This is a genomic window from Kitasatospora sp. NPDC023118, assembly GCF_055560875.1.
In genome coordinates this window covers 124,986-138,501 of sequence record NZ_JBVHHW010000003.1, presented here as the reverse complement: position 1 = coordinate 138,501, position 13,516 = coordinate 124,986, and the positions used below count along the sequence as shown (strand labels likewise).

Genomic DNA, 13,516 nt, shown 5'->3' with positions numbered 1-13,516 from the left:
CCCCCTAGGGGAGATCCGTCCCGGTGTCATACCGCAGCAGCAGGAGGCTTCGTCATTCACGCTCATAGCCCTTGCGACGCAAGCCCGTTACGTTGAGCGTGTGTCCACTGCTGTCATCAAGACCGAGGGCCTCACCAAGAGGTTCCCCCGGGTCACCGCCCTCGACCAGCTGACCGTCGAGGTGCAGCCCGGGGTCGTCGGGCTGGTCGGGGCCAACGGGGCGGGCAAGTCCACCCTGATCAAGATCCTGCTCGGGCTCGCCCCGGCGACCTCCGGCCGCGGCGAGGTGCTCGGCCTGGACATCGCCACCCAGGGCTCCGAGATCCGCGAGCGGGTCGGTTACATGCCGGAGCACGACTGCCTGCCACCGGACGTCTCCGCGACGGAGTTCGTGGTGCACATGGCCCGGATGGCGGGACTGCCCGCCACCGCCGCCCGTGAGCGCACCGCGGACACCCTGCGGCACGTCGGCCTGTACGAGGAGCGGTACCGCCCGATGGGCGGCTACTCGACCGGCATGAAGCAGCGGGTCAAGCTCGCCCAGGCGCTGGTGCACGACCCCGAGCTGGTGCTGCTGGACGAGCCGACCAACGGCCTCGATCCGGCCGGCCGGGACGAGATGCTGGGGCTGATCCGCCGGGTGCACACCGACTTCGGGATCTCGGTGCTGGTCACCACCCACCTGCTCGGCGAGCTGGAGCGCACCTGCGACCACCTGGTCGTCATCGACGGCGGCAAGCTGCTGCGCTCCTCCTCCACCGCCTCCTTCACCGAGGCGACGGCCGTCCTCGCGGTCGAGGTCACCGACCACCCGGAGGACGCCGTCGCCGAGCCCGGCACCGAGGTCCGCGAACGCCTCGCCGCGGCCGGCCTCACCGTCCAGTCCGAGGGCTCGCACCTGCTGCTGGTCCGGCTGGCCGGCGAGGACACCTACGACACCATCCGCGACACCGTCGCCGAACTGGGCCTGGGCCTGGTCCGGTTGGAGCAGCGCCGCCACCGGGTCGCCGAACTCTTCACCGACACCCGGCAGGACCAGGACAGCAGGGGAAGGACGGACGATGCCGCAGCCTCCTGACACCAGGCCCGCCGACACAGGTGTCATCCACGACATCGGCTACCGCGGCTACACCGGCCCCCGGCTCGGCCGGGCCTACGCGACCCGCTCGCTCTTCACCCAGAGCCTGCGCGCCGCCTACGGCCTCGGCCGTTCCGGAAAGTCCAAGGTGCTGCCGATGCTGATGCTCGGCGTGGTCACCGTCCCCGCGGTGATCTTCGTGGCGCTCGCGCTCTCCATGAAGCGGGACGAACTCCCGGTCGAGTACGCCGGCTACCTCTCCAGCCTCAGCCTGGTGGTCTCGGTCTTCCTGGCCTCCCAGGCGCCGGTGCTGCTCTCCCGGGACTTCCGGTACCACACCGTCCCGCTCTACTTCTCCCGCCCGATCACCCGCACCGACTACGTCCGGGCCAAGTTCGCCGCCATGGCCTGCGCCCAACTCCTGCTGATGGCAGCCCCGTTGCTGGTGCTCTACATCGGTGCGCTGCTCGGCGGGATGGACTTCGCGCACAACACCGGCCACTTCCTGTACGGCCTGGCGGCGGCCGCGCTGTACGCCCTGGTGCCGACCTCCGTCGCGCTGGTGATCGCGGCGAGCACCCCGCGCCGGGGCTTCGGGGTGGCGGCCATCATGGGCTACCTGGCGGTCAGTTCGGCGGTGGCCGCGATCGCGGTCGGCATCGGCAACCCGACTCCCGGCGGCTCGGACGCCGCCCAGTGGACCGCGCTGATCTCGCCCAACGGCCTGGTGGAGGCCGTGGTCAACGAGGTGTTCGACCTCGGCACCGGACTCGACCGCCGGCACGCCCCGGGCGGGCTGGGCCTGGTGGTGTTCGCACTGGTCGCGGTGGCGATGGTGGTCGGCTCGTACCGCCTCCTGCTGCGCCGCTACAGGAACGTCTGAGCAGGAACGTCTGAGAGGGCGGCATGGCCACCATCAGCATCGACAAGGTCTCCCGCTGGTTCGGGAACGTGGTCGCGGTCAACGACATCACCATGTCGGTCGGCCCCGGCATCACCGGCCTGCTCGGGCCCAACGGCGCGGGCAAGTCCACCCTCATCCACATGATGAGCGGTTTCCTCGCCCCGTCCAGCGGCACGGTCACCCTGGACGGCGCGCCGATCTGGCGCAACCAGCAGGTGTACCGGCAGATCGGCCTGGTCCCGGAACGGGAGTCGATGTACGACTACCTGACCGGCTGGGAGTTCGTCCTCGCCAACGCCGAGCTGCACGGCCTGCCCCAGCCCGGCGCCGCCGCCCGGCGCGCCCTGGACCTGGTCGAGATGGCGTACGCCAAGGACCGCCGCACCGGGACGTACTCCAAGGGCATGAAGCAGCGGGTCAAGATGGCCTCGGCCCTCGTCCACGACCCGGCCGTGCTGCTGCTGGACGAGCCCTTCAACGGCATGGACCCGCGCCAGCGGCTCCAGCTGATGGAGCTGCTGCGCCGCTTCGGCGCGGACGGCCGTACGGTGCTGTTCTCCTCCCACATCCTGGAGGAGGTCGAGCAACTGGCCCGGCACATCGAGGTCGTGGTGGCCGGGCGGCACGCCGCCTCGGGCGACTTCCGCCGGATCCGGCGGCTGATGACCGACCGCCCGCACCGTTACCTGGTCCGCTCCAGCGACGACCGCCGGCTCGCCGCCGCGCTGATCGCCGACGGTTCCACCACCGGCATCGAGGTGGACGAGCGGGAGCGGGCGCTGCGGATCGAGGCGGTGAACTTCCAGGGCTTCACCACCCTGCTGCCCCGGGTCGCCCGGGAGGCCGGCATCCGGCTGTACACCGTCTCCCCGGCGGACGAGTCGCTGGAGAGCGTCTTCTCGTACCTGGTCTCGGCATGACCCCCCGGCTGATCCACGCCCGGATCCACGCCCGGATCCACGCCCGGATCCACGCCCGGATCCACGTCACCCACCGGACCCAGGAAGGGGCCGACCGACCATGAACCCGACCGTCGCCAGGCTGACCCTGCGCGGCCTGCTCGGCCGCCGCCGCGGCGCCCTGCTGCTGGTGGCCCCGGCCCTGCTGCTGATCGTCTCGGCGATCGCCGCCGGGTCGAGCGGCGACGCGCACAGCCTGACCGTCAAGATCCTCGGCCAGCTGGACCTCGGCACCCTCGTCCCGATCCTCGGCCTGGTGGTCGGCACCGGGGTGATCGCCACCGAGATCGACGACGGCTCGATCGTCTACCTGTTGGCCAAGCCGCTGCCGCGCCGGCAGATCGTCACCACCAAGCTGTCCGTCGCGATCGGCACCGTCTGGGTGTTTGCCGCCGTTCCGACGCTGGTCTCCGGGCTGCTGCTGTACGGCACGAAGGACGGCGTGGCGCTCGGCTACACCGTCGCGGTGCTGGTCGCCGGGGTCGCGTACAGCGCGCTGTTCCTGCTGCTCGGCGTGGTCACCCGGCACGCGGTGGTGGCCGGGCTGGCGTACGCGCTGATCTGGGAGTCGCTGATCGGCAACTTCGTCGAGGGCGCGCGGACGCTGAGCATCCAGCAGTGGGGCCGGGCGGTCGCCGAGGCGGTGGCCGGGGACACCGTGGTCGGCGCCGACGTCTCGTTCGGCGCGGCCGTGCCGCTGCTGCTGGTGGTCACCGCCGCGGCGGCCGTGCTGGCCTCGGTGAAGCTCGCCGGGCTGACCCTCGCCGCCGAGGAGTGACGGTTCAGAGGGTCCGGTTGCGCCCGGCACCCCAGCCGGCCGCGCCGACCACCAGGACCAGCACCAGCATCAGTGCCAGCGTGGCCTCCCAGCCGCCGGTGAGCTGGTGCAGCGCACCGGCGCCGACCGGGCCGGCCGCGGCGACCAGATAGCCGATCGCCTGCGACATCCCGCCCAGCTGGGCGGCGCCGGCCGCGGTGCCGGTGCGCAGCACGATGAACGCCAGGCCCAGGCCCAGCGAACCGCCCTGGGCCACGCCGAGGACGGCCGCCGACGCCCAGGCGGCGGAGACCGGCGCGACCAGCAGCATGGCGATGCCGAGCCCGTTCAGGGCCGCCATGGTCACCGCCAGGGCGCGCTGGCTGGTCATCCGGCCGGCCATCAGCGGCACCAGGAAGGCGCCGGCCACCTGCACCAGGTTGGAGAAGGCGAAGACCAGGCCGGCCTGGCCGCGGTCCATGCCGTGGTCGGCCAGGATGGTCGGCATCCAGGCGACCAGGGTGTAGACCAGCAGCGACGAGATGCCCATGAACAGGCTGATCTGCCAGGCCAGCGGGGACTTCCAGATGCCCTCGATCGGCTTGCCCGGCTGGGCGGCCGCGGCCACCGCCGCCTTCTCCTGCCGGGAGCGCAGCACCTGCGGCAGCCAGGCCACCGCCGCGACCAGGGCGAGCAGCGACCAGGCGCCGAGCGAGGCCCGCCAGCCGCCGCCGAGCGCGTGCTCCAGCGGGACGGACGTTCCGGCGGCGAGGGTCGCGCCGACCAGCATGGTCGTCGAGTAGACGCCGGTCATGGTCGCGGCGCGGTCCGGGAACTCCCGCTTGACCAGGCCAGGCATCGACACGTTCAGCACCGCGATGGCCACGCCGATCACCACGCAGCCCGCGTACAGCGCGTACACCGAGGGCAGCACCCGCAGCAGCACGCCCGCGCCCAGCACCAGCACCGCGCCGAGTACCACCCGTTCGGCGCCGAAGCGGCGGGTCAGCCGGGGGGTGAGCGGGGCGCCGACGCCCTGGAACAGCACCGGGACGGTGGTGATCAGCCCGCTCGCGGTGGCGGACAGGCCGAAGGTCCGCTGGATCTCGCCGACCATCGGGGAGACCGCCGCCAGGCAGGCGCGCATGTTCAGCGCGACCAGCACGATGCCGGTCAGCAGCAGGGCGGGGTGGGCCAGCCGGGAGCGCAGGGGGAGCGGGGCAGGGGTGGTGACCACCGGCTGCTGGGCACGGGTGACGGCCATGGGTGTGCTGTTCTTTCGTGACTGCCTGGTTTGTGAATACCGGGGGAGGACGCGGACGGCGGGAGAGGGGCTCGCGCCGTCCTACTTCCGGGCCGCGATGGCGGCGAGCAGCTGCTCGACGGCCGCAGTCGGACCGGCGAGCAGCGCACGACACGCCGCCTCGGCACGGTCCGGGTCACCGCTCTCGATCGCGTCGACCAGCGCCTCGTGGGTGGCCACGACCGCCTCGGGCATGTCGTGGTCGCCGAAGGCGGAGGTCATGGCCTCGCGCACGGAGGCGCCGAAGTAGCGGTACACCTCGGTCAGCGCCGGGTTGTGCGCGGCCTCGACGACGGCGGTGTGGAACTCCAGGTCGTGCTCGACGGTGGCTTCGCGGCTCGCCCGCTCGGGGTGCGCCGCGAACACCTCGGCCTCACGGGCCAGCGCGGCCCGCATCCGGCGGACGTCCTCGGGGGTGTGCCGCAGGGCGGCCAGTCGGGCGCCCTCGGTCTCCAGCGCCGCGCGGACCTCCAGGACGTCCCGGATGCCCGAGCGCTGGACCCCGCGCAGCACTGCCGCCGGGTCGCTGGTGGACCGTACGAAGGTCCCCTCGCCCTGCCGGGAGACCAGCATTCCGGCGTGCACCAGCACCCGGATCGCCTCCCGCACGGTGTTCCGCCCGACCTGCAGCCGCTCGGCCAGCTCGTGCTCGGTGGGGATCTGCGATCCCACCGGCCAGGCTCCGCCGGCCAGCTGCTCGCGCAGTTGGTCGATCGCGGTGTCCACCAGGGAACGCCGCCCGGCCGCCTGCAGGCTGTTGCCGTCGCCGCTCATTCCGGGCCTCCCTTCGCACACCGCCGATCAGTCATCGGTCATCCTACAACCACTTGCCCGGTCATCCTACAACTGCGGGGTGAACCCTCTCCGATCCCTCCCGGAGCAGTCAGTCCGTCAGTTCGCGTCCGCAGGACCGCCAGGTCCACCGGGCCCCCGGCGTACTGGCGATCACCGCGGCCTCCGGGCCTCAGCGCGCGGGGTAGAGGCGCTCCAGGACGATGGCGACGCCGTCCTCGTCGTTGCTCGCGGTGACCTCGTCGGCGACGGCGAGCAGCTCCTCGTGCGCGTTGGCCATGGCCACGCCGTGCGCGGCCCAGCCGAACATCGGGACGTCGTTGGGCATGTCGCCGAAGGCGATGGTGTCGGCGGCGCGCACGCCCAGGCGGCGGGCGGCGACGGCCAGGCCGGTGGCCTTGGACAGGCCCAGCGGCAGCAGTTCGACCACGCCGGCGCCGGCCATCACCACGCCGACCAGACCGCCTGCGGCGTGCCGGGCGGCCTCGGCGAGGGCGTCGTCGGTCAGGCCGGGGTGCTGGATGTAGAGCTTGCTGACCGGGGAGGCGAGCAGCTCGTCGCGCTCGACCCGGACGACCGGCAGGTCGGAACCGATCAGCAGTTCGTAGCCGGGGCCGGCCAGCACCTGGCCGTCCAGGCCGTCCTGGTTGGCGGCGACGGCCAGCGGGCCGGTCTCGGCCTCGATCTTCTCGATCGCGAGCGCGGCGAGCCGGCGGTCCAGGGTGAGCGAGGTGAGCAGCTTGTGCGCGCCCGCGTCGTAGACCTGGGCGCCCTGGCCGCAGACCGCTATCCCGGTGTAGCCGATCTCGTCGAAGACCGGGCGGGCCCAGACGGCCGAGCGCCCGGTCACGATGATGTGCAGCGCGCCCGCGCCGACGGCCGCGGCCAGCGCGGCGCGGGTGCGCTCGGAGACGGTCTCCTCGCTGGTCAGCAGGGTGCCGTCGAGATCGGTGGCGACCAGCCGGTAGGGCAGGTCGCCACCGCTCGGGTGTGCGCCAGAGGTCACTTGACCGGCTCGATGACGGCGCGTCCGCCGAGGTACGGCCGCAGCGCCTCGGGCACGACGACCGAGCCGTCGGCCTGCTGGTGGTTCTCCAGGATCGCCACGATGGTGCGCGGGACGGCGACCAGGGTGCCGTTCAGGGTGGCGAGCGGGCGGGTCTTGCCCTCCTCGCGCATCCGGATCGACAGGCGGCGGGCCTGGTACTCGGTGGTGTTGGAGGTCGAGGTGACCTCGCGGTACTTGCCCTGGGTGGGGATCCAGGCCTCGATGTCGAACTTGCGCGCGGCCGAGGAGCCGAGGTCGCCGGAGGCGACGTCGATCACCCGGTACGGCAGCTCCAGCGCGTTGAGGAAGTCCTTCTCCCACTGGAGCAGGCGGCGGTGCTCGTTCTCCGCGTCCTCGGGCGTGGTGAAGACGAACATCTCCACCTTCTCGAACTGGTGGACGCGGATGATGCCGCGGGTGTCCTTGCCGTAGGTGCCGGCCTCGCGGCGGAAGCAGGACGAGTAACCGGCGTAGCGCAGCGGCAGCTTCTCGGCGTCGATGATCTCGTCCATGTGGTACGCCGCCAGCGGGACCTCGCTGGTGCCGACCAGGTACTTGTCCTCGTCGCCGAGGTGGTACACGTTCTCGGCGGCCTGGCCGAGGAAGCCGGTGCCGTCCATGGCGGCCGGGCGGACCAGGGCCGGGGTGATCATCGGGATGAAGCCGGCCGCGGTGGCCTGGGCGATCGCCATGTTGACCAGGGCGAGCTCCAGCAGCGCGCCGACGCCGGTCAGGTAGTAGGACCGGGCACCGGCGACCTTGGCGCCGCGCTCGGTGTCGATCGCGCCCAGCAGCTGGCCCAGCTCGACGTGGTCGCGGGGCTCGAAGCCCTCGGCGGCGAAGTCGCGCGGGGTGCCGATCTCCTCCAGGGTGACGAAGTCCTCCTCGCCGCCGACCGGGGCGGCCGGGTCGATGAGGTTCGCCAGGGAGCGGAGCAGGCGGTCCGCCTCCTCCTTGGCCGCGCTCTGCTCGGCGTCCGCGGCCTTGACCTCGGCGGCCAGGTCCTTGGTGCGCTGCAGCAGGGCGGCCTTCTCCTCGCCCTTGGCCTGGGCGACCTGCTTGCCGAGCACCCGCTGCTCGTTGCGCAGTTCGTCGAAGCGGCTGCCCGAGGACCGGCGCCGTTCGTCGGCGGAGAGGAGGGCGTCGACCACGTCGACGTCCTCGCCACGGACGCGCTGCGAGGCGCGTACTCGGTCAGGGTCCTCACGGAGCAGGCGAAGGTCAATCACAGGGCCTAGCGTACCGGGCGGGCGTTCCTCCACCGGTACCGGTTTTCCCCTGGGGATAACTCACCCGGGCCTGTGGATAACTCCTGTGGGGAACTCTCCGGGGGCGGGTTATCCACAGGCCTGGGGCCGGGGCTGTGGATTGATGGGGAGGATCGGCGTCCGCTCGCCGGAACCACGGAATTGAGGTTTCAAACCCCATTCGACCCTCTCGGGCGAGGGAATTGAAGCACTCAGACGGGTGATTTGCAGGCAAGTGGGTGACTCTGGTCCGATTAGTTGCCTCTGCGACGCAAACCGATGGTCCGACCGGTTCTGCGCAATGGCTATACCGGTTTGTCGACTCATCCCCAGGCCTGTGGATAACTTTCGGCTGTGGACAGCGGGGAGGCCTGTGGACAGCGGCCTCCGGCCCGGGGCGCCCCTGTGGACGACGGAACGGTCACTCGCCCCGGCTGATCGGCCCGGACGATAACAGTCGGAAAAGGTCAGAAAGACAAGAGATGTTGCCCGGATGTCCGGGCTCAGATGTCCCCGCGCCCGTCGAGCGCGCGGGAGAGCCAGTCCGCCGCCGCGGCGAAATCCTCGTCCGAGGTCCCCGGCCGCCGGTGCTTGGACACCTGGCGGTCGGCTCGCGGATAGGAACCGAGGAACCGCACCTGCGGGCTGATCCGCTTGAGGCCCATCATCGCCTCGGCCACCCGGCGCTCGGACAGGTGGCCCTCGCAGTCGATCAGGAAGCAGTAGTTGCCCAGCCCCTCGCCGGTCGGCCGGGACTCGATCCGCATCAGGTTCACCCCGCGCACCGCGAACTCCTGCAGCAGCTCCAGCAGCGCACCCGGGTGGTCGTCCGGCAGCCAGACCACCATCGAGGTCTTGTCCGAGCCGGTCGGCGAGGAGACCCGCCCCGGGCGGCCGACCAGTACGAACCGGGTGGTCGCGCTCTGCGCGTCCGCGATGTCCTTGACCAGCGGGTCCAGCCCGTAGATCGGCGCCGCGAACTCGCCCGCGAACGCCCCGTCGTACCGGCCCTCGGCGACCAGTCGGGCGCCGTCCGCGTTGGAGGCGGCCGACTCCCACCTGGCGTCCGGCAGGTTGGCCGCCAGCCAGCGGCGCACCTGCGGCTGGGCCACCGGGTGGCTGGTCACCGTCTTGATCCCGGACAGCTCGGTGCCCGGCCGCACCAGCAGCGCGAAGGCGATCGGCAGCAGCACCTCGCGGTAGATCATCAGCGGGCTGCCGGCGGCCAGTTCGTCGTTGGTCGCGGTGACCGCGCCCTCCACCGAGTTCTCGATCGGCACGAACGCCCCGGACGCCTCCCCGCCGCGCACCGCGTCCAGCGCCAGCGCCACCGAGGACAGCGGCACCAGCTCCCGGGTCGCCGCCTCGGGCAGCGTGTGCAGCGCCGCCTCGGTGAAGGTGCCGGCCGGGCCGAGATAGGTGTAGCGGGTGGCCGACATGACGCCTCCGTTGCCAGTGGGACAGTTCCTGAGCGGGGTGCCGCATGAGCGGGGTGGTGCCGAAGCAGTCACCATAACGATTCCGCGGCCCCGGCATGAAAGCGTTTCAGTGGCCGGGACCGCAGTTGCCGAACTACCCCTCCAGCAGCTGCTGCCCGAGGTAGCCTCCGGCCGGCACTCCCGGCGGCACCGCGTACAGCCCGCTCGCCTCGTGCCGCAGGAAGCGGGAGAGCCCGTCGCCCCGGGAGAGCTTGCGCTGCACCGGGGTGAAGCCCTTGCGCGGGTCGGCCTGGAAGGCGAGGAAGAGCAGCCCGGCGTCCGGCGAGCCGTCCGGCAGCAGGCCGTCGTGGTACGAGAAGCCGCGCCGCAGCATCGTCGCCCCGCCGTTGCCGGCCGGGGCCGCGACCCGCACGTGGGCGTCGGAGGGGATCGCCAGAGCGCCGTCCTGGCCCTGTGCGGAGAGGTCCACCGCGGTGCCCTCGCCGGAGCCGGCCGGAGCGCTCAACGGCGAACCGTCCGCCTTGCGCCGCCCGATCACCCGCTCCTGCCGCTCCACCGGCAGCTCCTCCCAGTGGTCCAGCAGCATCCGGATCCGCCGGAACACCAGGTACGAGCCCCCGGCCAGCCAGGCCGGCTGGTCCCCGCCGGCCGCGCAGAACACCTTGCCGGCGAAGCCGTCCTCGCCCGGCTTGGGGTTGTTGGTGCCGTCGATCTGGCCCATCAGGTTGCGTCCGGTCATCGGCCGCGCCGTGGCTCCGGGGGTACGGGCGAAGCCGGCCGCCTGCCAGCGCAGCGCCGCCGTCCCGGCCGCCAGCTTCTGCAGCGTCCGCAGCGCGTGCACCGCCACCAAGGCGTCATCGGCGCCGATCTGGACGAACAGGTCGCCCTCGCCGCGCGCCGCGTCCAGCGCGTCGCCGGTGAAGGCGGGCAGCGGTTCCAGCGCCGCCGGGCGGCGGTCGGACAGCCCGGCCTTGTCGAACAGCGCGGCGCCGAAGCCGACCGTGACGGTGAGCGAGCAGGGCCCGGCGTCCAGCGCGACCTGGTTGTCGAACTCCTCGGCCGGCTCCCCGGCGGTCAGCCGGTCCACCGCCTTGGTCCAGCGTTGCAGCAGGGTGCGCAGCCCGTCCCGGCCGGCCCCGTCGGCCAGGTCGAAGGCGGCCAGCTGGACCCTGGTCTGCTGCGGTTCGAGGATGCCGGCCTGGTGCTCGCCGCGGAACGGCACCCGGCCCGCGCCGAGCGCGCCGCTCTGGCCGGCCCGGTCCGCCCGGTCGTCGGACGGGCGGTCGTAGGCGACCGCCCCGGATACCCCGGCCCCGGCGCCGACCAGCAGTCCGGCGCCGGCCGTGCCGAGCAGCGCCCGGCGGGTGAAGCCCGCTGGGCCCTTCTCCTTCTGATTCACCGCGCTCACCCGATCTTGAACTGCTGGGTCGGGGTGGTCTGGTCGATGTCCGAGGAGCGGACCTGCACCGAGACCACCCAGGTGCCGGCCAGCGGCAGCTGCGTGGTGCCGCTCCAGCGGCCGGTGCCCTCCGGGGTCAGCGCCACCGGCAGCGGGCCCAGGTCGCGGTCCGGCAGGGTGAAGGCGAGCTGCACCTCCGGGATGTCCACCGGCTTCCCGTCCGTACCGTCCAGCGCGAGCTTCACCTCGTTCGGGCCGGTCTTGGCCGGGTTGAGGGTGACCGTCGCGGTGCCCTTGGCGTTCGGCGTCCGGCCCTTGGTGTCGTACGGCAGCTTGAGCTCCACCGTGCGGCCCGGCTCGGTCTGCGGAGCCGCCGCGGACCCGCCGGCCACCGGTGCGGCGTTCCCGGCCGCCTTGATCTCGCCCGCCACCCGCCCGGGCGGGGAGTTGGTGAGCATCGTGGTGACCACCAGCACCGCCACCGCGACCAGCGCCTCGACCAGCACCGAGCGGCGCAGCCCGGCCCGGGTCGGGGTCAGCCCGCGGTCGCGCCCGGCGCTCGCCCGGGCGGCCTGCTGCCGGGCCAGCTGCGCCTGCCGGACCGGGTCCCCGTCGTGCGCCGCGGCGTCGACCGGCTCGGGCACCTCGGCCCGCTCGACCTCCGCCGCCTCGGCCGGGGCCGAGCGCAGCCGGGCCAGCCAGGTACGGGAGATCCACGCGACGCCGAGCATGACGACCACGCAGCCGGTCTTCACCAGCAGCAGCTTCCCGTACTCGGTGCCGGTCAGCGCGCCCCAGCTGCCCAGGCCCCGCCAGGACTGGTAGATCCCGGTGACGACCAGCACGGCCACCGAGCCGAAGGCGACCTTCGAGAAGCGGTCCGCCACCTCGGCGCCGACGCCCTCGCGCAGCCCGACCAGCAGCGAGGCCAGCCCGCCCAGCCAGAGCGCCATCGCGATCAGGTGCAGGATGCCGAACGGCAGCGCCAGCCAGACCTGGATGCCCACCGAGGCGTGGTCGGCGCCGACCCAGGTCGCCGCGAGGGCGACCGCCAGCACCAGCCCGGCCACGCCCAGGCCCAGCCGGGCCTCGCGCTGCGGCCGCTCGGCGGCCCGCTGCTCCAGCTCGCGCAGCTCGGCGTCCTCGGCGTCCTCGGTGTGTTCGTCGGGTTCCCCGGCCTTCGCGGGGGCGGGCCGCTGCGGCTGCCCCAACTGCCCGACCAGCAGCGACAGGAAGATCCCGCCCGCCGCGAGCAGCAGCAGCCGGGCGGCCAGCGCGGTGCCGATCCGCTCGTCCAGCGTGGCGCGCACCAGCGACAGGTCGAGCGCCTTCCCGATGCCCGAGCCGCGCTCGTACGGGCCGCGCAGCATCAGCACCGCGACGGTCGAGGCCAGCAGCGCCGTCCAGCCGGTCATCAGCAGTCGCTGCACCGGACGCCGGGTCGCGCCGGCCGGCCAGCAGACCAGCACGAACGCGGCCACCCCGGCGAGCAGCGCGAACGCCGCGTACGCGACGGTGCGCCCGGTGCCGTACAGCGCGGAGACCAGGCCGTCCGCCTTGGCGCCCTGCAGCTCGGTGGCGGACACCGAGGTGTCCGAGGGAGCGCCGATGGAGAAGGTGAACGCCCCGCCGACCGGGTGTGAGTCCTCCGAGACGGCCCGCCAGGCCACCGTGTACGTGCCGTTAGCGAGCCCGCTGTTCAGCGCGACCCGGGCGGTGTTGCCCTGGCCGTCGGCGTGCGCCGGGTTGCCGGCGTCCACGGCCTTGCCGGCCGGGTCCAGCACCCGGACGGAGTCGCTGGACAGCGACACCGTCTCGCTGAAGGTCAGCGTGACCGCCTGCGGGGCGGTGGCGACCACCGAGTTCTGCCGCGGGTCGGTGGAGTCCAGGGTGGCGTGGGCGGAGGCCGGTCCGGCGCCGGCGAGCATCAGCGCGAGCAGCACGCCGAGCGTGCCGAGCGCTCCGACGACGCGTCGGGGGGCGATGCGTAGGGGGACGGTCCGGCGGTGCGAGGCCTTCTGCATGCTGGCGGGTCCCCTAACTCTGGCCGGGCCGGTAGGTGAGCTCCTTGACCGGCACCTTGACCGAGATGGTGCCGGACTTGGCGAAGGTGAGGTCGAGCTCCAGCTCGTCGCCCAGGGCGGGGGCCTTCTGCCACCCCATGATCATCAGGTGGGTGCCGCCGCGGGCGAGCTGCAACGCGCCGTGCGCGGGCACGTCCAGGCTGTCCACCTGCTCCATGGCCGACGCGGTCGAGCGGTGCATGGTGACCGAGCCTGCGGCCGGGCTGGTCACCTTGACCAGCTGGTCCGGCCCGCCGTCGTTGCGGACGGTCAGGTAGCCGGCGCCCATCCCGCCGGCCGGGGGCAGCGGGATGTAGGAGTCGGCCACGCTCAGCTTCGCCGGGCCCGCGTCGCCGGCGCCGTCCTGGCCGCTCGTCCCGCAGGCGGCCAGGATGGCGCCGCCGCCGAGGGCGGTGGCCACCACGGCGCCCAGCAGGGCCGCCCGGCGGAACCGTCGGCTGCCCGTCGTCGACATGCTCCTCTTGACGGTTCGCTCGCTGCGCTCGCTCATGCGCCCACCTCGCTGC

General features: G+C 73.0%; 12 protein-coding genes. 4 read left to right on the top strand and 8 right to left on the bottom strand.

The features are described 5' to 3' along the window. Window positions 1-100: 100 nt before the first annotated feature. The 4 genes from ACZ3UD_RS05080 (at window position 101) to ACZ3UD_RS05065 (ending at window position 3,719) form a co-directional block, all read left to right on the top strand. Entirely contained in the window at window positions 101-1,078 is a 978-nt protein-coding gene (locus ACZ3UD_RS05080; RefSeq protein ID WP_465582378.1) for an ABC transporter ATP-binding protein, read from the top strand. Beyond that, the gene (locus ACZ3UD_RS05075) at window positions 1,062-1,961 is read left to right on the top strand and encodes an ABC transporter permease (RefSeq protein WP_465582375.1); all 900 of its coding nucleotides are present in this window, start codon (window positions 1,062-1,064) and stop codon (window positions 1,959-1,961) included. The genes ACZ3UD_RS05080 and ACZ3UD_RS05075 overlap by 17 nt, the downstream gene beginning before the upstream one ends. 23 nt (window positions 1,962-1,984) lie before the next feature. Then, window positions 1,985-2,902 carry an ABC transporter ATP-binding protein gene (locus tag ACZ3UD_RS05070; RefSeq protein ID WP_465582372.1) on the top strand — a complete coding sequence of 306 codons (918 nt, stop codon included), beginning with the start codon at window positions 1,985-1,987 and terminating at the stop codon, window positions 2,900-2,902. Between the two features lie 100 nt (window positions 2,903-3,002). Beyond that, window positions 3,003-3,719: an ABC transporter permease gene (locus ACZ3UD_RS05065; RefSeq protein WP_465582369.1), complete on the top strand. Its 717-nt coding sequence runs from the start codon at window positions 3,003-3,005 to the stop codon at window positions 3,717-3,719. A gap of 4 nt (window positions 3,720-3,723) precedes the next feature. Here ACZ3UD_RS05065 and ACZ3UD_RS05060 read toward each other — a convergent pair whose 3' ends face one another. The 8 genes from ACZ3UD_RS05060 to ACZ3UD_RS05025 all read right to left on the bottom strand — a co-directional run bounded on the left by ACZ3UD_RS05060 (window position 3,724) and on the right by ACZ3UD_RS05025 (window position 13,500). Beyond that, the gene (locus ACZ3UD_RS05060) at window positions 3,724-4,962 is read right to left on the bottom strand and encodes a CynX/NimT family MFS transporter (RefSeq protein WP_465582366.1); all 1,239 of its coding nucleotides are present in this window, start codon (window positions 4,960-4,962) and stop codon (window positions 3,724-3,726) included. An 81-nt stretch (window positions 4,963-5,043) separates the two neighbouring features. After that, on the bottom strand, window positions 5,044-5,775 hold the full coding sequence (locus ACZ3UD_RS05055) for a FadR/GntR family transcriptional regulator (protein ID WP_465582363.1): 732 nt from the start codon (window positions 5,773-5,775) through the stop codon (window positions 5,044-5,046). Between the two features lie 190 nt (window positions 5,776-5,965). Then, window positions 5,966-6,799: an HAD family hydrolase gene (locus ACZ3UD_RS05050; protein WP_465582360.1), complete on the bottom strand. Its 834-nt coding sequence runs from the start codon at window positions 6,797-6,799 to the stop codon at window positions 5,966-5,968. After that, on the bottom strand, window positions 6,796-8,070 hold the full coding sequence (gene serS, locus ACZ3UD_RS05045) for a serine--tRNA ligase (protein WP_465582357.1): 1,275 nt from the start codon (window positions 8,068-8,070) through the stop codon (window positions 6,796-6,798). The genes ACZ3UD_RS05050 and serS overlap by 4 nt, the downstream gene beginning before the upstream one ends. Before the next feature lie 521 nt (window positions 8,071-8,591). Further along, the gene (gene pheA / locus ACZ3UD_RS05040) at window positions 8,592-9,527 is read right to left on the bottom strand and encodes a prephenate dehydratase (RefSeq protein ID WP_465582354.1); all 936 of its coding nucleotides are present in this window, start codon (window positions 9,525-9,527) and stop codon (window positions 8,592-8,594) included. A gap of 133 nt (window positions 9,528-9,660) precedes the next feature. Continuing rightward, complete coding sequence (gene efeB / locus ACZ3UD_RS05035; RefSeq protein ID WP_465582351.1) at window positions 9,661-10,935, bottom strand: iron uptake transporter deferrochelatase/peroxidase subunit; 1,275 nt, start codon at window positions 10,933-10,935, stop codon at window positions 9,661-9,663. Further along, complete coding sequence (locus tag ACZ3UD_RS05030) at window positions 10,932-12,950, bottom strand: copper resistance protein CopC (RefSeq protein ID WP_465582348.1); 2,019 nt, start codon at window positions 12,948-12,950, stop codon at window positions 10,932-10,934. Before ACZ3UD_RS05030 ends, efeB begins: the two co-directional genes overlap by 4 nt. Window positions 12,951-12,963: 13 nt before the next feature. After that, a complete protein-coding gene (locus tag ACZ3UD_RS05025; protein WP_465582345.1) occupies window positions 12,964-13,500 on the bottom strand; it encodes a copper chaperone PCu(A)C in 537 nt (178 codons plus the stop codon). Window positions 13,501-13,516: the final 16 nt, after the last annotated feature.